At 70.0% G+C, this 19,766-nt stretch carries 13 protein-coding genes; 10 read left to right on the top strand and 3 right to left on the bottom strand.

Going from position 1 to position 19,766, the window contains the following annotated elements; translation table 11 throughout:
- Positions 1 to 36: 36 nt before the first annotated feature.
- The 10 genes from ACQP03_RS31325 (at position 37) to ACQP03_RS31280 (ending at position 16,297) form a co-directional block, all read left to right on the top strand.
- Positions 37 to 1,326, top strand: coding sequence for a hypothetical protein (locus tag ACQP03_RS31325; protein WP_357129155.1), 1,290 nt, complete (start codon positions 37 to 39; stop codon positions 1,324 to 1,326).
- A gap of 434 nt (positions 1,327 to 1,760) precedes the next feature.
- Entirely contained in the window at positions 1,761 to 8,705 is a 6,945-nt protein-coding gene (locus ACQP03_RS31320) for an RHS repeat-associated core domain-containing protein (protein ID WP_433459403.1), read from the top strand.
- Positions 8,705 to 9,283 carry a hypothetical protein gene (locus tag ACQP03_RS31315; RefSeq protein WP_357129161.1) on the top strand — a complete coding sequence of 193 codons (579 nt, stop codon included), beginning with the start codon at positions 8,705 to 8,707 and terminating at the stop codon, positions 9,281 to 9,283. Before ACQP03_RS31320 ends, ACQP03_RS31315 begins: the two co-directional genes overlap by 1 nt.
- A 394-nt stretch (positions 9,284 to 9,677) precedes the next feature.
- The gene (locus tag ACQP03_RS31310; protein WP_363660105.1) at positions 9,678 to 11,060 is read left to right on the top strand and encodes an efflux RND transporter periplasmic adaptor subunit; all 1,383 of its coding nucleotides are present in this window, start codon (positions 9,678 to 9,680) and stop codon (positions 11,058 to 11,060) included.
- A complete protein-coding gene (locus tag ACQP03_RS31305) occupies positions 11,057 to 11,950 on the top strand; it encodes an ABC transporter ATP-binding protein (protein ID WP_357129167.1) in 894 nt (297 codons plus the stop codon). Before ACQP03_RS31310 ends, ACQP03_RS31305 begins: the two co-directional genes overlap by 4 nt.
- The gene (locus ACQP03_RS31300) at positions 11,947 to 13,131 is read left to right on the top strand and encodes an ABC transporter permease (RefSeq protein ID WP_357129170.1); all 1,185 of its coding nucleotides are present in this window, start codon (positions 11,947 to 11,949) and stop codon (positions 13,129 to 13,131) included. Before ACQP03_RS31305 ends, ACQP03_RS31300 begins: the two co-directional genes overlap by 4 nt.
- 260 nt (positions 13,132 to 13,391) lie before the next feature.
- The gene (locus tag ACQP03_RS31295; protein ID WP_007465625.1) at positions 13,392 to 13,601 is read left to right on the top strand and encodes a helix-turn-helix domain-containing protein; all 210 of its coding nucleotides are present in this window, start codon (positions 13,392 to 13,394) and stop codon (positions 13,599 to 13,601) included.
- A 214-nt stretch (positions 13,602 to 13,815) separates the two neighbouring features.
- On the top strand, positions 13,816 to 13,917 hold the full coding sequence (locus ACQP03_RS31290) for a 30S ribosomal protein bS22 (RefSeq protein ID WP_007465623.1): 102 nt from the start codon (positions 13,816 to 13,818) through the stop codon (positions 13,915 to 13,917).
- Positions 13,918 to 14,033: 116 nt separating this feature from the next.
- Positions 14,034 to 15,110, top strand: a complete 1,077-nt coding sequence (locus tag ACQP03_RS31285; RefSeq protein ID WP_357129173.1) for an NAD-dependent epimerase/dehydratase family protein — start codon at positions 14,034 to 14,036, stop codon at positions 15,108 to 15,110.
- 329 nt (positions 15,111 to 15,439) lie between these two features.
- Positions 15,440 to 16,297 (top strand): lysophospholipid acyltransferase family protein, encoded by an 858-nt coding sequence (locus ACQP03_RS31280; protein ID WP_357129258.1) that lies wholly within the window; start codon positions 15,440 to 15,442, stop codon positions 16,295 to 16,297.
- 3 nt (positions 16,298 to 16,300) lie between these two features.
- Here the strand turns inward: ACQP03_RS31280 and ACQP03_RS31275 are convergent, their stop codons facing one another.
- From ACQP03_RS31275 to ACQP03_RS31265, 3 genes are all read right to left on the bottom strand, one after another.
- Positions 16,301 to 17,176: an HAD family hydrolase gene (locus ACQP03_RS31275; protein WP_396832423.1), complete on the bottom strand. Its 876-nt coding sequence runs from the start codon at positions 17,174 to 17,176 to the stop codon at positions 16,301 to 16,303.
- 178 nt (positions 17,177 to 17,354) lie between these two features.
- A complete protein-coding gene (locus tag ACQP03_RS31270) occupies positions 17,355 to 18,233 on the bottom strand; it encodes a DUF5667 domain-containing protein (protein ID WP_357392840.1) in 879 nt (292 codons plus the stop codon).
- 288 nt (positions 18,234 to 18,521) lie between these two features.
- Positions 18,522 to 19,475 carry an ECF subfamily RNA polymerase sigma factor, BldN family gene (locus ACQP03_RS31265; protein WP_357392841.1) on the bottom strand — a complete coding sequence of 318 codons (954 nt, stop codon included), beginning with the start codon at positions 19,473 to 19,475 and terminating at the stop codon, positions 18,522 to 18,524.
- Between the last annotated feature and the right edge of the window lie 291 nt (positions 19,476 to 19,766).

Genomic DNA, 19,766 nt, shown 5'->3' with positions numbered 1-19,766 from the left:
TCGCCCGATTCGCCGAATGGTCGTACCCTTCGGCGGGTGACTGACGGGGTGCAGCAGCCAGCACCGCGGCGGCTCTGGCCGCTGTGGACCGTACTCGTCGTTGTCGTCCTGCTGCTGGGCTGCGGTCTTCCGGCGGTGCTGGTGGTCGGGGCCATCCGGGAGGCTGCCGGCCGGGCCACGCTCAGCCGGGCCGGGGTCACCGCCACCGACGACCCGGCCACCGCCGTCGCACGGGGGTTGTCCGACCGGATGACCGCGCAGCTCCGGCAGCAGTCCACGGCGTTGCTCGGCGGCGACCGCACCGCCTTCCTCTCCATCGCCGATCCGGCCGCGCACGCCGACCTGCGCCGCCGATTCGCCGCCCTGCGGGCCCTCAAGGTGACCGTTTGGCGGGCCGAGCCGAGTGGTCTGCCCACGCCGGTCGTCGGCAGGCCGGGGGAGTGGCGGCTACTGGTGCGCTTCCAGTACTGCTTCGTCGTGGCGGACTGCCGACCGAGTCCGGTGCTGATCGGCACCCGCTGGCGGGAGAACGGCGACACGCCCCGACTGGTCGCCGTCGAGGAGTCCAAGTCCGTCGAGACCGGCACCCGGCCGTGGGAGATCAGCGACCTGGTCGTGGCGGTCGGCGCGCGGACCATCGTCGCCACCACACCCGCGCTGCGCGGCAAGCTGCCCGCCCTGCTCACCCAGGCCGAGGCGGCGGCGAAGGTCGCCGACACGTACGTCGTGACGGGCTCGCCCCCGGACCGCTACCGGATCTTCTACGCCGGCCGCACCGAGTGGCAGCGCTGGTACGGCGGCGGGCGACCACAGTGGACCGGCGGTTACGCGGTGACGGTCGGTGGCGGCCACCACGAGGTGGTGCTCAACGCCGACGGGCTGCCCGGCAGCGGCGCCGATGACCTGCTCCGGCACGAGCTGACCCACGCCGCGTCGCTGCCCGAGCGCGGATACCCGGGCAAGACGACGTGGTGGCTCGTCGAAGGGCTGGCCGAGTTCTCGGGTTCCGGCGGTCGGCCGGTCGACCGGTACGAAGGGCTCGCTGAGGTGCGCAAACTGGTCCAGGGCGGTTGGGACGGCCGGTTGGAGGGCGTCACGCCGACCGACGACGCGCCCGCCGACCGGGTCGGCGGCAGCTACGGCGTTGGTTACCTCGCCGTCCGCCACCTCGTCGACCGGTTCGGGCCGGAGCGGCTGTTGACGTTCTTCAAGGCCGTGGTGCACGACCGTGCGACGCTCGCGGCCGCCGCCGACGAGGCGTTCGGCGAGGACTGGTCGACGTTGCACGACGAGTGCGTGGCGTACGTCCGCGCGACCGCCGGCTAGCTGCTCGATCCACGGTGCGGCGGGGGCATCCGACCCGCCGCTGTTGTTCACCAGTCGGTGGCGAGCGAGACCCGAGGAGCGAGGGAACCATTGGAGGCTCCCGGGTGCATCCAGAGGATCCCGGTCGAGTTCGTCGTCCGGCGGACGTGGGTACGTCCGGGTGGGCGGCAGCAGTGAACCAGCCTGGCCGCCTGCGCGGAACGACGTGTGTCACGCAGAGATGCCCTTTGGAACTCACTGCGTTGGATTTGCCGGTCCGACCCAGGTCATTCGTTACCGTTCCGTGACCATTGGTGCGGAGCCGACGTGAAACATTGATCGCGCCACGGGGGTGCGCGACGTAACACCCTGCGTGTTTTTCCGGATCTCGCAGAGGTGAGGGTGCAATGGTCGGGCACGGGGGATTACGTTTGGTCACAGGGCCCAGACGTCTGGTGGCGCTTACTGCGGCGACGTCGCTGATGGCCAGCCTGCTGACCGGGACGCCAGCGGTCGCGAAGCCCGATGACGGCGGCCTGTCCAAGCTGCCGCCCATGTCGCCCGGGCGATCCGTGACCGGCGTCAAGCCGTTGCCCACGCACTTCGTTACCCCACCTGACCAGGCGAAGTCGACCCATCGACCGTCGCGGACGGCATGGCCGAAGGCCGCGTCGGCCACGGTGGAGCTGGTCGGCTCGGCTTCGGCGACCCGCACCGCGGCACCGGGGAGCACCCGTGCCGCGGGCACCCCGGTCTGGGTGGCGCCGGTCGCGAAGGGTGGTCGTTACGCCGGACCCCGGCAGATGCGGGTCCAGATCGCGGACCGGGCGACCACCGAGGCCGCCGGCGTGGACGGCGTATTGCTGTCGCTGACTCCGACGGACAGTGAACGCGCCAGCGGCTCCGTGCATGTCGGCGTCGACTATGCCGAGTTCACCGAGGCGTACGGCGGCAACTACGGGTCCCGTCTTCGGCTCGTGCAACTGCCGGCGTGTGCGCTCACCACTCCCTCGCTCGCCGCCTGCCGGACGCCGACCCGGGTGCCTTCCACGAACGATCAGGCGGCCAAGTCGGTGTCGGCCGAGGTGCCGCTGACGACTGTCGGCGGCGACAGTCGCTCGGCCGCCCCGGCGATGGTCCTCGCCGCCGTCGCCGGTGTTGGCGAGCAGGGCGGCACGGGCGGCAACTACGCGGCGACCGACCTGAAGCCGTCCGGCTCGTGGAGCGCGGGTGGCAGTACCGGCTCCTTCACCTACTCGTACCCGTTGACCGTGCCGCCGACCCGGTCGAAGCTCGTGCCGCAACTGGCTCTCTCCTACGACTCCGCAAGTGTCGACGGCCAGACCGTGGCCACCAACGCGCAGGCGTCGTGGGTCGGCGACGGTTGGACCACCCCGAAGTCGTACGTCGAGCAGACCTTCGTCTCCTGCTCGGACGACCCGGGTGGCAGCCCGTCGCCGGTCAAGACGAACGACCGGTGCTACGCCGGCCCGATCCTCACCATCGCGTTGAACGGATCGTCGAGTTCGCTCATCTGGGACTCCGCCAACGACACCTGGAAGGTGCAGAACGACACCGGTGCCGTGGTCACCCGGGTAATGAACTCGGGCAACGGCAGCGGTACCGAGGACACCGACTACTGGCGGGTGACCGAACGGGACGGCACGGTCTACGAGTTCGGCCGCAACCGCCTGCCCGGGTGGACCACCAACAAGCCCGAGACCAAGTCGGTCGACTACGTCCCGGTCTACTCGGCGCACTCCGGCGACCCCTGTTACGACTCGGCAGGCTTCAGCTCGTCGGTCTGCACCATGGCGTACCGGTGGAACCTCGACTACGTCAAGGACGTCCACGGCAACGCGATGGCCTACTACTACAACCAGGCCACCAACTACTACGGGCGCAACGAGGGCGCCACGGACGTGATGTACATCCGGGACAGCAACCTGGCCCGGATCGACTACGGCTTCCGTGACAACGGCGCGTACGGCATCGTCCCCAACCAGGTGGTGTTCAACACCGACGACCGTTGCCTGTCGGGCACTTGCAAGCCGTTGAACGAGGCGAACAAGGCGAACTGGCCGGACGTCCCGTTCGACCTCGTCTGCAACTCCGGCACCGACTGCAAGGCGTGGAGCCCGTCCTTCTTCTCCACCGTTCGGTTGGCCTCGATCGAGACCCAGCAGTACGACACCAGCACCACTCCGTACAAGAAGGTCGATTCCTACGCCCTCGCGCACACGATGCCGGCGACAGGTGACGGCACCGCGCCGACGCTGTGGCTGACGTCGATCACCCGTACCGGGCGTGACACCACCTCCGGCGGCTCGACCAGCGCCATCACCCTGCCCTCGGTGTCGTTCACCGGCATTAAGCTCCCCAACCGCGTGGAGGTCAGGAGCGGCTACCCCTCGTTCTACCGGCAGCGCATCGCGACGATCACCACCGAGACCGGCTCGGTCGTCTCGCCCAGCTACGAGCTGCCCGAACCCTGCACGACGCCGGTGACGATCAGTCCCGCCACCAACACCAAGTCCTGCTACCCGGTCTACTGGACCCCGGAGGGGTTGCCGGACCAGATCCGCGACTGGTTCAACAAGTACGCCGTCACCCGGGTCACCTCGACCGACCCGACCGGCGGTGCGCCAGCCACCTCCACCAGTTACCAATACCTCGACGGCGCTGCCTGGCACTACGACGACAACGAGGTGGTCAAGGCCAAGTACCGCACCTACGGCCAGTTCCGTGGGTACGGCAAGGTCCGGGTACGCAACGGTGACGGCGTGAACGACCCCCGCACGTTGGCCGAGACCACCTACTACCGGGGCATGAGCAAGAACAACAGCACCGCGGTCGCCACCGTCACCGACAGCGCGGGAGGGGTCCACGAGGACGTCGACCAGCTCGCTGGTCGTGCTCTGGAGACCACCTCGTACCTGGGCGACGGCGGCCCGGTCGACAGCTCGACGGTCACCTCGTACTGGGTTTCGGACGCGACCGCGACCCGGAGCCGCACCGGACTCCCGGACCTGACCGCGACGTTCACCGCGCCGGTGCAGACGTGGCGGCGGCAGGCCGTCACCTCCGGCGCCAGCACCACCTGGCGGTACAGCCAGTCCGACATGTCGTACGACTCGTCGATCAGCTCGCCGACCTTCGGGCTGTTGCAACACTCGTACGACCACACTGTGCCGGCGAATCCCACCTACGACCGGTGTACGAGCACGACGTACGCCGCGGCCAACACCGGTCTCAACCTGGTCGGCCTGACCAGCCAGATCGAGACGGTGTCGGTGGCCTGCGCCGGCTTCCGCGCCGGCTCGCCGGCCTCGGTGCCGGGCAGCACCAACACGCTGGCCGCCCCGACCACGGTCAGCCGGCCGGCGCAGGTCGTCTCGCACGTTCGGACCTACTACGACGACACGCAGTTCGCGGAGGCGTTTCCGCAGGCCGCCCCGACGCGGGGCAACGTCACGATGGTTCGCAAGGCGTCCGACTGGGTCTCCGGTGCGTACGTCTACCAGACCACCGACAAGGCCGAGTTCGACGCGTACGGGCGGGTGACCGGAAGCTGGGACGGTAACGGCAACAAGACCATCACCACCTACACCGACAACACGGCCGGTCTGACCACCGGCATGAAGTTGGAGAACGCGGAGGGTCACGCCACCTCCACGACCATCACCACGCTGCGCAATCTGCCCACGAGCAGCACCGACGCCAACGGGGTGGTCACCAGCACCCAGTACGACGCGCTCGGTCGGTTGACGGCGGTCTGGCTGGCGTCCCGGCCCACGAGCGCGCTGGCGAACGTGAAGCACAGCTACGCGGTGTCGAACACCGGGGTGACCGCCACGACGACCGAAACCCTCAACAAGAACAACTCGTACCGGACCTCGACCACCATCTACGACGCCCTCTACCGGGTGCGGCAGACCCAGTCGGACACGAACCCGGGTGGTCGGATGATCTCCGACTCGTTCTACGACAGTCGGGGTTGGGTGCGGGCGACCTACAACGGCTGGTGGGACGCCTCCACCGGGCCGAACACCACGCCGTCGTACACGGACTCGTTGGTCAAGAAGGCCCTGAACCAGACCTACAACACCTACGACGGGCTCGGCCGGGTCATCCTGGCCGAGAGCGCACGCGACGGCGTGGTGAAATCGTCGACCAGGACCGTGTACAACGGGGACCGCACGACGGTCATCCCGCCGACCGGCGGCACCGTCACCGCGACCGTCAACGACCCGATGGGCCGGCTGGAGAAGCAACTCCAGTACACGGCCGCGCCGGCGCTGGTGTCGCCGAGTAACTCCTTCACCGGCCTGTACCGCTTGACCGGCGGTACCACGGTAGACAGCAGCTACGGGTACGACGGCCACGGCAACCAGTCGACCCTGACCGACAGTGCCGGCAACGTGTGGACCACCACGTACAACCTGCTGGGTCGGGTGATCGGCAAGGACGACCCGGACGCCGGCACCAGCAGCATGCGCTATGACGGCGCCGGCAACGTCATCGAGTCGACGGACGGCCGTGGCAAGACCACCTCGGCCACCTTCGACAAGATCAACCGTCGCACGGCGAGCTTCGCCGCGCCGACGTCGGCGCAGTCGGCCAGCAACAAGCTGGCCGCCTGGGTGTACGACAACGACAACAACGCGGCGTCGATCACGAACGCGATCGGCAAGCTGACCACCGCGACCGCCTTCCGCAACGGCGCCGAGTACAGCACCCAGTGGATCAACTTCGACTCCTTCGGCAACTCGAAGGGCGAGACGATCACCATTCCCGCCGTCGAGGGGGCGCTCGGCAACACGTACGCGTTCGGGCACACCTACTCGGCAACGATCGGAATCCCCCTCACCGACACCTATCCGGCGCGCGGCAACCTGCCTGCCGAAACCGTTATCCGTAGCTACAGCGGAATCCTGGACCTGCCGACCGTCACCGCGGGGCTGGCCGGCTACAGCGCGTCCGCGGACTACGACGCCTGGGGTCGGATCACCCGCAACGTGGTCGGCCTCCCGCCGAGCGTGGCCTCCATCGTCAACATCTACGACGATCACAACGGGCGGCTGAATCAGCAACTGGTGACCAAGACGACGACCACGACCACGGACGTCGACAAGCAGAGCTACGAGTACGACACGTACGGCAACATCACGAAGACGGTCAACACCCGTTACGAGCCGACGACGGTCTCCGAGACGGAGTGCTACCGGTACGACGCACTGCGGCGGCTCACCAAGGCGTGGACGGCGACCGACGGTTGCGCCGTCGCGCCGACCGTCGGTAACCGGGCCATGGTCGGCAGCGGCATCGGCGCCACCAGCGCCTACTGGACCGAGTGGAGCGTCGACCCGCTCGGCAACCGGAGCAGCCAGACCCAGTACTCACTGACCGGGGGTAACGACACCACCACCGGCTACACCTACGACGGCAACGCCAAGGGCCAGCCGCACACGTTGACGAGCACCACCACCACCGGTGGGCTCACCGGCAGCACGTCGTACGGCTACGACGACGCGGGCAACATGACCACCCGCAAGGCCGGACAGGGCACCCAGACCCTGAACTGGGACGACGCGGGTGAGTTGGCGTCGGTGACCGGCGGCACGGACGGCAACAGCTCTTTCCTGTACGACGCCGACGGCAACCTGCTGATCCAGAAGGACCCGGGGGTCACCACCCTCTACCTGCCCGGTCAGCAGATCACCCTCAACACCAATACCCAGGCGCTCAGCGGCACCCGCTACTACCCGCTGCCGAGCGGCGCGATGGCCTACCGCACGGGTAGTGGCAACGCGTACGGGTTCACCATCCCCGACCACCAGGGCACGCCCAGCCTCTACCTGAACAACACGGCCCAGGTGCCGACCTGGCGGCAGTACACCCCGTACGGCGCGCCGCGCGGCTCCACCGTCACGGCACCGGACAACCGCGGCTTCCTCAACCAGCCACTCAACACGAACACCGGCCTGACCCAGGTCAGCGCCCGCAACTACGACCCGACAATTGGTCGGTTCGTCTCGGTGGACCCGTTGCAGGACCCGGCCGATCCGCAGCAGTGGAATGGTTACTCCTACGCCAACAACTCCCCGGTCACGATGAGCGACCCGGACGGTCTGATCCCCGCCGACTGCCGGGAGTACGACTGCCGCGGTTACGACCCGCGTCCGCTGAAGGAGGGCGACGGTCGGGGTGCCGGCGGCTGCCCGGGTGGCTGCGGCACTGAGGCGAACATCGCGTGGGGCGACGCGAACGGCAAGACGAGCACCAGGGACCGGAAGCGGGAGCATCCCCGAGTCCTCGGAAAAGTGATCGTGGTGCCCGAAACGGTGCCGCTGGAGGAGTTCGCCCGCCGGTGGAACGATCAGCGTGCCGAGTGGCTTTCGGCGTCGGCCTTCAGCAACGACCTACTCGAGGCGCAGGACGAGCGCGCGCTCGCCATGAACATCTGCCACGACATGGGACGGCCGGGCGGCTGCCAGGAGTGGATCGAGCAGCTCTACAGCCCGTACGTCGACATCTTGGCAGCGACCTTGCCAGCAGACGAGATGTTCCAGAGCGGTGCGATCGGCGCGGCCAACGCCGCGGCCCGTACGGGACTACAGGGTGGGCGTCCTGGTCGCGGCGGTGGCTGTAACTGCGGCTGCATGAGCTTCAGCGGTGAAACCGAAGTCCTGATGGCCGATGGCGCCACCAAGCGACTGGATGAGTTGGAGGCCGGAGACGAGGTGATGGCGGCGGACCCGGAGACCGGTGAGCAGGGTCCCCGAGTCATCACTCATGTCTGGGTCCACCAGGACGATCTCATCGAGCTCCAGCTGGTTGGCGCGGTGATCACCACGACCGAGGATCATCCGTTCTGGAACCAGACAGACCGGGAGTGGCAGCGGGCTGACGAGCTCGACGCGGGCGACCTCGTGTTGTCATCGGACGGCCGAACCCGATTGGCGGTGGGCCTCCGCCCCGACACTGTCCACGCCGCCCTCGCTTACAACCTAACCGTTGATGGCATCCACACGTACTATGTGCTCGCCGGCAAAACCCCGGTCCTCGTGCACAACACAGGACCATGCACTCCGGACCTGACTGCGCTGTCGCAAAGCGGGCAGCGGGCCGCTAAGGGTGGTAGGACGGCGGCAGGTCGGGCGTATCAAAAGCACATGGATCGTGGTGAATTGGATGCCGTTCCTGGTGCGCAGTTGGATGAGGCAGGCCAGAATCTCTTGGACGACATTCTGACAAACCCGGCGACGACAAGCTCTCCAGTCACTAGCGGAGGTTTTCGGGGCGGGACGAGGTACACAATGCCGGGGCCAACAGGCCAGCGAGGTTTTGGTGCTACCTTTGATCAGAATGGCGCATTCCAATACTTTGGGCGGTATTAATGGACAAGATCATCCTCCCGTGGGATCTTGCTGCTGGGCAGCCAAGAGCTTTCGATGTGCTCGCTGCAAAGGTGGTCGGCCAAAATGTTTCGGCCGTCGGCTATCAGCCTGTATCTGGTGGCGAGTGGCCGAATGGGCATCGTCACGACACTGTTCATGAGATTGACATGGCGCTCAAGTTCTCCCTGGAGGGGGGAGGGTCACTCGTGGTGCGCTGGGAAATGCAAGGGCTAAACGAAGGGCTGGGCGTTGGTCTCTTGACGGATTCTCTTGCCGGGGAGTTTGGCGGCGTCGACTTCCTCGACGTAAGCGCAACGCCGGAGTGGCGGCCGTTGCTTGGAGAGACAATCGCGAATATAGTGGGCGCTTTTCACGTTCCTAACGAAGGATGCCCGGAAGCGCTTTGGTCAATGCGCTTCGACTTTTCCCATGGTCGGTCGGCTGTCGTCGCGCTCGGCGAAATGAGTGGTGATGACCTCGGGTATCTGCCAGATGGCCTGGTGGCAATATTTGACGAAACGGAAGCCAGGGCATTCACAGTTGGATCTAGCGCTCAATCGGCGTGGGGTGAGTTTTAAGGAGGGGATTTCACAAAGTCTGGTCCTCCATCTGACGCGATTTCCAAGATCAAGGGCAGGCTTCTCCAGCGTTGTTGATGCACCCGCTCGTAACATGATCTGGTAGTCAGCGCGAAGGTGGCCGGGCTGGCGTTTGCCGCGAACGTGTGCCGGTGGTTGACGGCGTCTGCGTCGGTTGCTGTCGACGTTGATGTCAACGGATCATTGATATACATGGACATTGCTATAGTGACGGACTGTAACGTCTGAGCGCCTGTTGAACATGGCTGGCGCTGCCCCTTCATTTCGATCGGTACGGCGGTCGATTTCGAAGCCAGAGCCTCAGTCAGTTGAGTCGGCTGCACCTGCTGCTCGGCCGCTAAGGTTGCCACGGCCAGCCCCATAGGATGAGTGGATGCGCAGCCCCGACCTGCCGAGGCCCGCAAGCGCCACGCGGCCCCGCCTGCTCATCGCCCTGACCGCCGTCGCCGTCCTCACCGCCACCACCGCCGCGTCCTGCGGTGACGACCAACCGCCGGTCGCGCTCGCCGCGGCCGCCCGTAGCCCGGTCAGCGAGGTGATCGACGCTCCGGCGACGGTGACGGCCCGCGCCGCCGCCAGCCTCACCTCGCCCGCCGGCGGCACCCTGGCCAGCCTGCGGGTCCAGCCTGGACAGCGGGTGAAGCGCGGTCAGGTGCTCGCGGTGGTCGCGTCCCCGTCGGCCCAGGCCCGGCTGCGCCAGGCGAAGGAGGCGCTGGACGCCGCGAAGCGCGCCGGCCGGGGTGTCTCCACCGGCAACCTGACCAGCAGCCGGCGGGGCACCGACAAGGCCGCCGACGAGGCGTTCGACGCCGCTCGCAAGGCCGCCGAGAAGATTGCCGACCAGCAGTTGCGGGACGCGCTGCTGGCCCAGGTGACGTCCGCCCAGCGGCAGTACGCCGCCGCCGCGCAGAGCGCCGACGAGGCCGTCCGCGCGGTGCAGCGGGGGATCAGCGGGTTGAACTCCGCCGTCGGCTCGCTGTCCGCGGCGCAACGGCTACAGGCCCAGCAGGCGTACGACCTGGCCAAGGCGACCGTCGACGCGTTGACCCTGCGCGCCCCCATCGGCGGGGTGGTGCAGCCGGGCGGCACCCGGGCCGGCGGTGGCCCGAGCGGCGGCCTGGCCGGGCTGTTGGAACAGGCCGGTGGGGCCGGGATCGACCCGTCGGCCCTGTCACCGGCGCAGGGCGGCCCGCCGGCCGGCGTCGACGACGCCGTCGTGGTCGGCGGTCAGGTCACCGCCGGCACGCCCGTGCTGACCATCGTGGACACCGGGCAGCTCGGACTGCTCGCCGACGTCGACGAGACCGACGTGCTGCTGGTCAAGCCCGGCGTGACCGCCACCGTCGAGCTGGACGCCGTGACCGGAGCCAGCTACGACGCCACGGTCCGCTCGGTCGACGTGCTCCCCACCAGCTCCGCGCAGGGCGGGGTCACCTATCGGGTACGCCTCGCGCTGGGCGCGGGAAAGCTGGCCGAGGACGAGCCCGCCCCCACGCCCCGTCCCGGCATGAACGCGATCGTGCACCTGCGCGTACGGGAGGCGGCCGACGCGGTGACCGTCCCCGCCTCGGCCGTCTTCTCCGCCGACGGTCGGGACGCCGTGTGGGTGGTCCGCGACGGAAAGGCCGACCGCGCGCCGGTGACCGTGGGCGTCCAGGGGTCCGACCTGGTGCAGATCCTCAACGGCGTCCAGGCCGGCGACCGCATCGTGGTGCGCGGCACCGACCAGGTGCGCGACGGTCAGGAGGTGCGGTGAGCGACACCCCGCCGGCAATCGAGGCGGTGGACGTGTCGCGCACGTACCAGCTCGACGGGGTGTCGGTCGAGGCGCTGCGCGGGGTCTCGCTGACCGTGCAGCCGGGGGACTACGTGGCGCTGGTGGGGCCGTCCGGCTCCGGCAAGTCCACGCTCATGCACCTGCTGGGCGGTCTCGACCGGCCGACCGGTGGACGGTTGGTGATCGGCGGGCGGGACGTCAACACCCTCTCGCCGCCGGAGATGGCCGCCCTGCGCAACGAGACGATCGGCTTCGTGTTCCAGGCGTTCCACCTGCTGCCGCGTACGTCGGCGGTGGAGAACGTGGCGTTGCCGCTGGTCTATCGGGGGGTGTCGGCCCGGCAGCGCCGGGAGCGGGCGGCGGCGATGCTGGGCCGGGTCGGTCTCGGGCACCGGCTGGACCACCGGCCCAACCAGATGTCCGGTGGCGAGCAGCAGCGGGTCGCCATCGCCCGCGCGCTGGTCACCGAGCCGACGGTGCTGCTGGCCGACGAGCCGACCGGCAACCTGGACAGTGTGACCGGCGCGGCCGTCCTGGAACTGTTGGAGCGGTTGAACGCGGAGTCCGGGGTGGCGCTGGTGATGGTCACCCACGACCAGGAGGTGGCGGCGCGGGCCGCCCGCCGGATCACCATGCGCGACGGTGTGGTGGTGGCGGACAGCGCCGACGTCCTTCATGATCGACCGCCGTCCGTCGATCACGGTCGACCTGAGACACTGGTGCCCGCTCCCAGCGCGGAGCCCCGGTCCGTGTCCGGAAACGGCCCGGGGCACCCGTCCGGTGGCTCCGGTGGCGCCGCCGGAGCCACCGGACGCCTTCCGCTCGACCCCGGCCCAAACCGCGACGAGCCCGAGGACGGTGCGGCGTGAGGGTCGCCGAGGCGTGGCGGGTCGCGCTGGACGCGTTGCGCGCCAATCGGCTGCGCAGCTCGCTCACCATGCTCGGCGTGATCATCGGTGTCGCGTCGGTGGTGTTGCTGGTCGCCATCGGCACCGGCACCAAGCAGAAGGTGGAGCAGCAGGTCGAGGGGCTCGGCTCCAACCTGCTGCTGGTGGTCCCCGGCAAGATCGAGGTGGGCACCGCGCCGGTGGTCTCGCCGTTGACGCTCAAGGACGCCGAGGCGGTCTCCCGCGTCGTCGGCGATCCCCAGCGGGTCGCGGTCACCGTCGCCTCGGGGGCGACCGCGCGGGCCGGCGCGCGCTCGGACTTCACCACCGTCCAGGGCGTGCTGGAGACCACGCCGACGGTGTTCACCCGCTCGTTGGCCCGGGGCCGCTATCTCACCGGCACGGACGTGGACACCAGCCGGCGGGTCGCGGTGCTCGGCGACTCGGTGGCCCGCGCGTTGTTCCCCGACCGCGATCCGCTGGGCCAGCAGGTGACCCTCGCCGGCGTACGGTTCCGGGTCATCGGCGTGTTCGCGCCCCTCGGGCAGAGTCTCGGCGTCGACCGGGACGACGAGGTGCACGTACCGGTGACCGCCGCGCAGCGCCTCTGGGGCACCCAGCGGGTGGACGGCATCGCCGTCAAGGCGCCCGACCGGGAACGGATCGACGAGCTGGGCGAACGCATCGTCGCGGAGCTGAACCGCCGGCACCCGGACACCGAGTTCAGCGCGGTCACGCAGCAGCAGATCCTCGGTGTGCTCGGCGACATCCTCGGCGTACTCACCGGTGTGCTCGCCGCCATCGCCGGCATCTCGCTGCTCGTCGGCGGCGTCGGCGTCTCCAACATCATGCTGGTCAGCGTCCGCGAGCGGACCCGGGAGATCGGGCTGCGCAAGGCCGTCGGCGCCCGACCCCGCGACATCGGCGTGCAGTTCCTGCTGGAGGCGGTGCTGCTCACCACCATCGGCGGGCTGACCGGGATGGCGCTGGGCGTGGGTACCGCCCTGCTGGTGGACGCGTTGTCACCGATCCCCGCCGCGATCACGTGGTGGTCGCTGGCGCTGGCCTTCGGTGTGTCGGCGGCGGTGGGGATCGTCTTCGGCGTGGTTCCCGCGCAGCGCGCCGGCCGGCTCGACCCGGTGGTGGCGCTGCGCGCCGAGTGAGCAACCGTGGTGGCGCTGCGCGCCGAGTGAGCAACCGTGGTGGCGCTGCGCGCCGAGTGAGCAACCGGACGACGGACGCAGCCGGGGAGATAACGGCCGGCCGGATCGGGTGAACCGACCACCGAAACATGATCAGTTGTACGAAGGGATCGCGCCGGTCACAGCCGCCCCGCTACCGTACTGGTAACACGCGCGTCGCCGCCCGGCCCGGAGCATCCGTCGGGTTGGCCCGCGCCGGGCATGGGATGGGTCGGTGAGCCATGGCCGGGTCGCAGTCCGACGGACGGCTGTCGGAGGTCAAGTTCCTGACCGTCGCGGAGGTGGCGACGGTCATGCGGGTGTCGAAGATGACGGTCTATCGCCTCGTGCACAGCGGTGAGCTGACCGCGGTCCGGGTGGGCCGGTCGTTCCGGGTGCCCGAGCACGCGGTGCACGAATACCTGCGAGGCGCCTTTCAGGAAACCGCCTGAGCCACCGGACGGCCGATTGAGCGCCCCCTAGGCGTCATGGACGGGGGCGCGTTGGTCCTGCTGAGGCTCTGCGGCTACCCTGGAGCGCGACCGAGACCCTGCCGGTGCGCCCCGCCGCCCAGACTGGTCCGGTCCGTTGTCCGCATGCGGTCTCCGTCGTCACCTGCGTGGTGTCATCCGGTCCGCCCCGCACGTTGTATCGAAAGGCTGTCGTATGGGCTCGGTGGTCAAGAAGCGCCGTAAGCGCATGGCTAAGAAGAAGCACCGCAAGCTGCTGCGTAAGACCCGCGTCCAGCGTCGCCGTCTCGGCAAGTGACCGGCGCCGGGCTCTGCCCGGCAGCGTCGCTTGCCAAACTGTCGACCTCCGGAGGCTCAGGTGATCAGGCCGTGGTCGTCCCGGCTCGATCCCGCCTGTCGGGGTAGGTGCGTCAGATGACCCCCGGTAGCACCCCAGGTGCTCCGGGGGTCGTCGTCGTGACCGGGGTCGGTCGTTACCTGGGCGCCCACGTGGCGGCCCGACTGGCCGCCGATCCGCGTATCGAGCGGGTCATCGGTGTGGACGCGCCGGAGCCGGCCGCCGAGTTCACCGATCTGCTGGACCGGGTCGAGCGGATCCGTGTCGACCCGGCTTCGCTCGGTGGGCTCCTCGCCGATCTGGACGTCGACGCGGTGGTCCACCTCGCGTTGGTCAGCTCTCCCGACCGGCAGCACGGTGGCCGGTCGGCCATGAAGGACCAGAACGTCATCGGGACCATGCAGCTCCTCGCCGCCTGCCAGCGGGCGCCCCGCCTCCGCAAGCTCGTGGTCCGGTCGTCGACCGCCGCGTACGGGGTGTCGTTCCGCGACCCGGCGGTGTTCACCGAGGAGACCGAGCCGCGCGAGGTGCCGCGCGGCGGTTTCGGCCGCGACATCCTCGACGTCGAGGGGTACGTCCGAGGTTTCCGTCGCCGTCGGGCCGACGTGACCGCGACGGTGCTGCGTTTCGCCCCGTTCATCGGTTCGACCGCCGACACGACCCTGACGCGCTACTTCGCGCAGCCGTTCGTGCCGACCGTGTTCGGCCGCGATCCCCGGCTGCAGTTCCTGCACTTCGACGACGCGTTGGAGGTGCTGCACCGGTCGATCGTGGAAGACCATCCGGGCACCTACAACGTCGCCGGTCCGGGGGTGCTGTCGCTGTCCCAGGCGATCCGGCGGGCCGGGCGGGTGGCCGTGCCGGTGCTCGAGCCGGGGCTGTCCGGCGCGGCGGCGCTGGCCCGCACCATGGGGGTCGGCCGCTACGGCCTCGACCAGGTCGATCTCTTCGTGCACGGCCGGGTCGTCGACACCACGCGCCTTGAGCAGGAGTACGGCTTCACGCCGCGCTCCACGGCCGAGGCGTTCGAGGACTTCATCCGCGCCCACCACGGTAGGGCGGTGCTCAGCCGGGGGCAGTTGGCCGCCGCCGAACAGTTGGTTCTGGACGGCATCCGGCAGGTCCGTGCCGCGGTTCGGGAGCGCACATCTTGACCGGGCAGGGGCAGGACCCGCAGGGGATCGGGCGGTTCGACGTACCGCTGGTTCCGCCCGTGCCGGACGCGGAGCCGGCGCGGCGCAACGGCCACCGCCCGGCGGCCCGGCTCGCGCCCACCGCGACACCCGCTGACGAGGTCGACACGCCGACCGACGGCCCGGCGGGTACGTCCGCCGACGAGGTCGACACCGGCGCCACCGACGAGCCGGCCAGCGGAAGCCCGCCCGCCTCCGGTGGCACCGCGCCGACGCCCGGCGGCACAAGCCTGCCGGCTTCCGGCGGTGGCACAAGCGCGCCGGCTTCCGGCGGTGGCACCGCGCCAGCGGTGGCGGATCGGCCCGGGGACCAGTGGGACCGCCGGGTCGCCAACGGCCTGGCGTTCCTGCGTCGACGGTTGGCCGGGGACTACGAGGTCGACGAGTTCGGCTTCGACCCGGAGTTGACGGACGCGGTCTTTCACCCGTTGCTGCGGCTGCTCTACCGGGACTGGTTCCGTACCGAGGTCAGCGGGGTGGAGCACGTACCCGGCGACGGGCCCGCCCTGGTGGTCGGCAACCACTCCGGCACCGTGGCGTTGGACGCGTTGATCCTGTCGGCGGCCCTGCACGACAAGCATCCGGCCCGCCGCTACCTGCGCCTGCTCGGCGCCGACCTGGTGTTTCGGATGCCGGTGGTGTCGGAGATCGCCCGCAAGACCGGCGGCACGGTGGCCTGCAACCCGGACGCCGAGCGGCTACTCGGCGGTGGCGACCTGGTCGGCGTGTTCCCCGAGGGGTTCAAGGGCATCGGCAAGCTCTACGCGGACCGGTACAAGCTGCAACGGTTCGGTCGGGGCGGCTTCGTCTCGGCCGCGCTGCGCACCGGCACCCCGATCGTTCCGGTCGCCATCGTCGGCGGCGAGGAGATCTATCCGATGCTCGCCGACATCAAACCCCTCGCGCGACTGCTCAAGCTCCCGTACTTCCCGGTCACGCCGACCTTTCCGTGGCTCGGGCCGCTGGGGATGGTGCCGCTGCCCAGCAAGTGGCTGATCGAGTTCTGCCCGCCGATCCCCACCGCCCACCTGACCGATTCGGCGGACGATCCGCTGGTCGTCTTCAACCTCGCCGACCAGGTGCGGGAGACCATCCAGCAGACCCTGCACACGCTGCTGGAACGGCGACCCGATCCGTTCGGCCCCTGACGCTCAGCCGGCGCGACGGCGACGCTGGAGGGCCAGGCCGGCGGTGACCGCGCCAGCGACCAGCCCGGCCGCCGCCGTCGACGGTACGGCGATCTTGACGGCTCGGCGGCCGGTACGGAAGTCCCGTACCTCCCAGCCGCGCTGGCGGGCCTGCCGCAGCAGCGCGCCGTCCGGGTTGACCGCGACCGCCCGGCCCACCGCGGAGAGCATCGGCAGGTCGTTGGCCGAGTCGCTGTACGCCGCGCAGCGGCTCAGGTCCAGCCCTTCCACGGCGGCGAGCTGGGCGACCGCCTCGGCCTTCGCCGGCCCGTGCATGAGATCGCCCACCAACCGCCCGGTGTACGCCCCGGCCCGCACCTCGGCCACCGTGCCGATCGCACCGGTCAGGCCGAGTCGGGCGGCGATCACCCGGCCGATCTCGACCGGGGCGGCGCTGACCAGCCACACGCGCTGGCCGGCGTCCAGGTGGCGTTGGGCGAGCTGGCGGGTACCGGCCCAGATCCGGGGGGCCATCAGCTCGTCGAAGATCTCCTCCGAGAGGCGTTCCACGTCGTCGACCCGCCACCCCTCGACGAAGGCCAGCGCGGCCTCCTTCGCCTGGGACATGTCGCCCGCGTGCTCGCGGGCGAGCAACCGGAACCGGAGCTGCTGCCAGGCGAAGCGGGCCAGGTCGGCGGTCGTGAAGTAGTTCCGGGCGGCGAGCCCCCGGGCGAACCAGTAGATCGACGCGCCCTGCATCATCGTGTTGTCGACGTCGAAGAAGGCGGCGGCGGTCGGGTCCGGTGCGGGCGGGGTGACCGACGCCAGGTCGGTCTCCGCCCAACCGGCGGTGTGTCCCTGAACGTCGGTGCTGACCGTCATCCTGCGGCTGCGCGCCACGCGACTTCCCCTCCTTCCGCAGCTACGACGATGCCTCCAGCGAGGGTATCCGGAACGCACGACCGACCGGCCGGGCACAGAAAACCGTGCCGCGACCGGTCGGTCGTGCGCTCTCGCGCAGCGGGTCCGTGGGCCTGGTTCCGCCGTACGGGTCAGTGGGCCCGGTCTCGTCGTGGGCTCAGCGCGTGCCGGGGCAGGTGCTCGGGGTGGGCCCGAGGGTGTCGCTGCCGGTCGGCGCCGGCAGGCCGCACGCGATGGCGGCGCGGACCGCGTCCGACCGCTCCCGGATGCTGTCCAGCAGGGCCAGCGACCGCCGGGTCCGTTCCCGGTCGGCCCGGCCGGCCCCGTCGAGCAGGTTGTTCACCGCCCGCCGCTGGCTGGCAACGAACGTGTTGACGGCGTCCAGGCTGGCCGGCTCGGCGCGCTGCACAGCGGCGGCGGTGAGCAGGCGGATGCCCTGCCGGGTGTCGGCGTCCATGTCGTCGAGGACAGCGCTGTAGCCGATGCGGTCGCCGCGCAGCTCGGCCGCCTCGCCGAGCCGGGTCCGGGCGAAGTCCAGGAAGAGCTGGCCACGGCTGATGTCCGAGCTGGCCAGGGCGAGTTGCGCTCGCTCGGTGGACCGCTTCATTCCGTAGAGCGCGTCGCCGGGAACGGCGTTCTCGCTGGCGGCGGAGATGCCGGAGACGGCGATGGCGCCGGCGGCGATGCCGACCAGGATCGCTCCCCGGGCACGGGCCCGCCGGGCGGTGACCGCCGGCAGCAACGAGCCACGGCTCGTGGTAGCGGCACGCGGGGCGGCCGGCTCGGCGGTCGCCGGGGTCGTGCCGATCCCCTCACGCTCGGCGGTGGCGAGCAGCATCGCCCGCAGGCCGGTGCGGAAGTCGGGATCCACCTCGACGGTCGGAGGATCGGCGTTGATCCGATGGCCCACCGCGACGAGCGGCGCCAGCTGGCTGTCCACCCGGGACCGCACGTGGTGCCGCCGGCCGCCGTTGGCCTCGTCGAGAAGTTGCGCGAAGCGCTCGGCACGCCGGCGGGAGAAGAGGTCGTTATCCACCGCAGGCACCTCCTCTCGCTGGTCACGGCCGGTCGGCCGCCGTGTTTACGGCGACCGGGCGGCGTTTGTGACACCACGGAGGTGAGGCGCCGTCCGGCCTGCCGGGCGGACCTCGGTGCCCCGGCCCTGCCGGGACATCCACCGGTCGCACCCGGAGAAACGCGGCGGACCGGGCACGGGTTACGGGCCGGGCGGGGCGGAAATCACAGAAAGTGATCGGCGTCACCGAGTGAGACCCGCCCTGAGCTGCGCAGACAGTGATCGACGCTCGTCGGTGCGGCTAGCGAATCACGGTTGGAAACCGTCGGGCAGCAGTCGGGCCAGCGCACGGACGGCCCGGTACTGCAGAGCCTTGATGGCACCCTCGTTCTTGCCCATGGCGCGGGCCGTCTCGGCCACCGAGAAGCCCTGTAGGAACCGGAGCACGATGCACTCCTGCTGCTCCGGGTTGAGCTGTTTGACGGCGGTGAGCAGGGCGACATTGGTGATGTGTTCGACCACCGCCGCTTCCGGGCTGCCCTCGGGGCCGCGATCCTCGCGGTCGGCGTCGAGCACGTCGCCCGTGGTGACCTCCAGCCGGTACCGGCCGGACTTGAAATGGTCCGCGACCAGGTTGCGGGCGATGGTCACCAGCCAGGCGCCGAGATCGCGGCCCTGCCAGGTGAAGCTCCCGATCCGCTTGAGGGCACGCAGGAACGTGTCCGACGTCAGGTCCTCGGCGAGCTGACGGTTGCCCACCCGGAAGTAGACGAACCGGAAGACGGTGTCCACGTACCTGTCGTAGATGAGACCGAACGCCGCTGACTCGCCGGCCTGTGCGCGCTCGACCAGCGTCCAGACCTCGGTGGCCGGGTCGGACGGGTCCGGACGGCTCGGGAAACCGGTCGGCGTGGTCGGCGCGGCGGCCGGAACCGCCGGGATCACCGCCGTCTCGCCCGCGGCCGGGTCGGTGGCCGGCGCCGGGGCGTCGCCGGCCCGGCGGCCCTGCGACGGCATGGTCGGTCGGGTCGGCGCGGCGACCCGACCGCCGGTCGGCATCGCGTTGCCACCGGGGACCGCCGGTCTCGGTGGAGGCTCGTTGGTGTGGGGGCGGTTGCGGGTCCGCTGCGCGGGGCTCTCGCCCCGCAGCGCGGCGTGCGGGTCGCCCAGCGGCGCGCGGGTTGCCGGCCGTTCGTTGACCTGCGAGCGGGGCGTCTGGCCGGTCAGGCCGACGGGACGTTCCGCGTATCCGAAGGTGGTCATCGCGCCGCCCCCGTCCCCTTGGTGGCCGGACGGGCCGGTTTGCGGGTCGTCGGTGCGGACCGACCGGGTAGCCGGTCGGGCAGGACTGTTCCGGGGTGTGCCGACGGGCGGCAGTTCCCCTTGAGGTGCTGGTCCAATGCGCTCACAGGCACGGGGGCCTCCTCGGGCTGAGGGGTGTCGACTCACGGCAAATGGGGTGAGCCGACCCGAGTGATAATAGGGCCAACGTCACCCGCGCGTGGCAAGTCCGTTACACAAGGCGGAAGTATTTCCCGCTGTGTCGCACCGGCG

Origin of the sequence: Micromonospora sp. CA-248212 (genome assembly GCF_050948405.1) — a bacterium.
Taxonomy (GTDB): domain Bacteria; phylum Actinomycetota; class Actinomycetes; order Mycobacteriales; family Micromonosporaceae; genus Micromonospora.
This window is presented reverse-complemented; position numbering and strand designations above follow the sequence as displayed.

Excerpts from the sequence above, each read along its gene's own strand:
- ACQP03_RS31310 (WP_363660105.1), top strand. The coding sequence starts at position 9,678 with ATGCGCAGCCCCGACCTGCCGAGGCCCGCAAGCGCCACGCGGCCCCGC.
- ACQP03_RS31285 (WP_357129173.1), top strand. The coding sequence starts at position 14,034 with ATGACCCCCGGTAGCACCCCAGGTGCTCCGGGGGTCGTCGTCGTGACC.
- ACQP03_RS31290 (WP_007465623.1), top strand. The coding sequence starts at position 13,816 with ATGGGCTCGGTGGTCAAGAAGCGCCGTAAGCGCATGGCTAAGAAGAAG.
- ACQP03_RS31295 (WP_007465625.1), top strand. The coding sequence starts at position 13,392 with ATGGCCGGGTCGCAGTCCGACGGACGGCTGTCGGAGGTCAAGTTCCTG.
- ACQP03_RS31265 (WP_357392841.1), bottom strand. The coding sequence starts at position 19,475 with ATGACCACCTTCGGATACGCGGAACGTCCCGTCGGCCTGACCGGCCAG.
- ACQP03_RS31315 (WP_357129161.1), top strand. The coding sequence starts at position 8,705 with ATGGACAAGATCATCCTCCCGTGGGATCTTGCTGCTGGGCAGCCAAGA.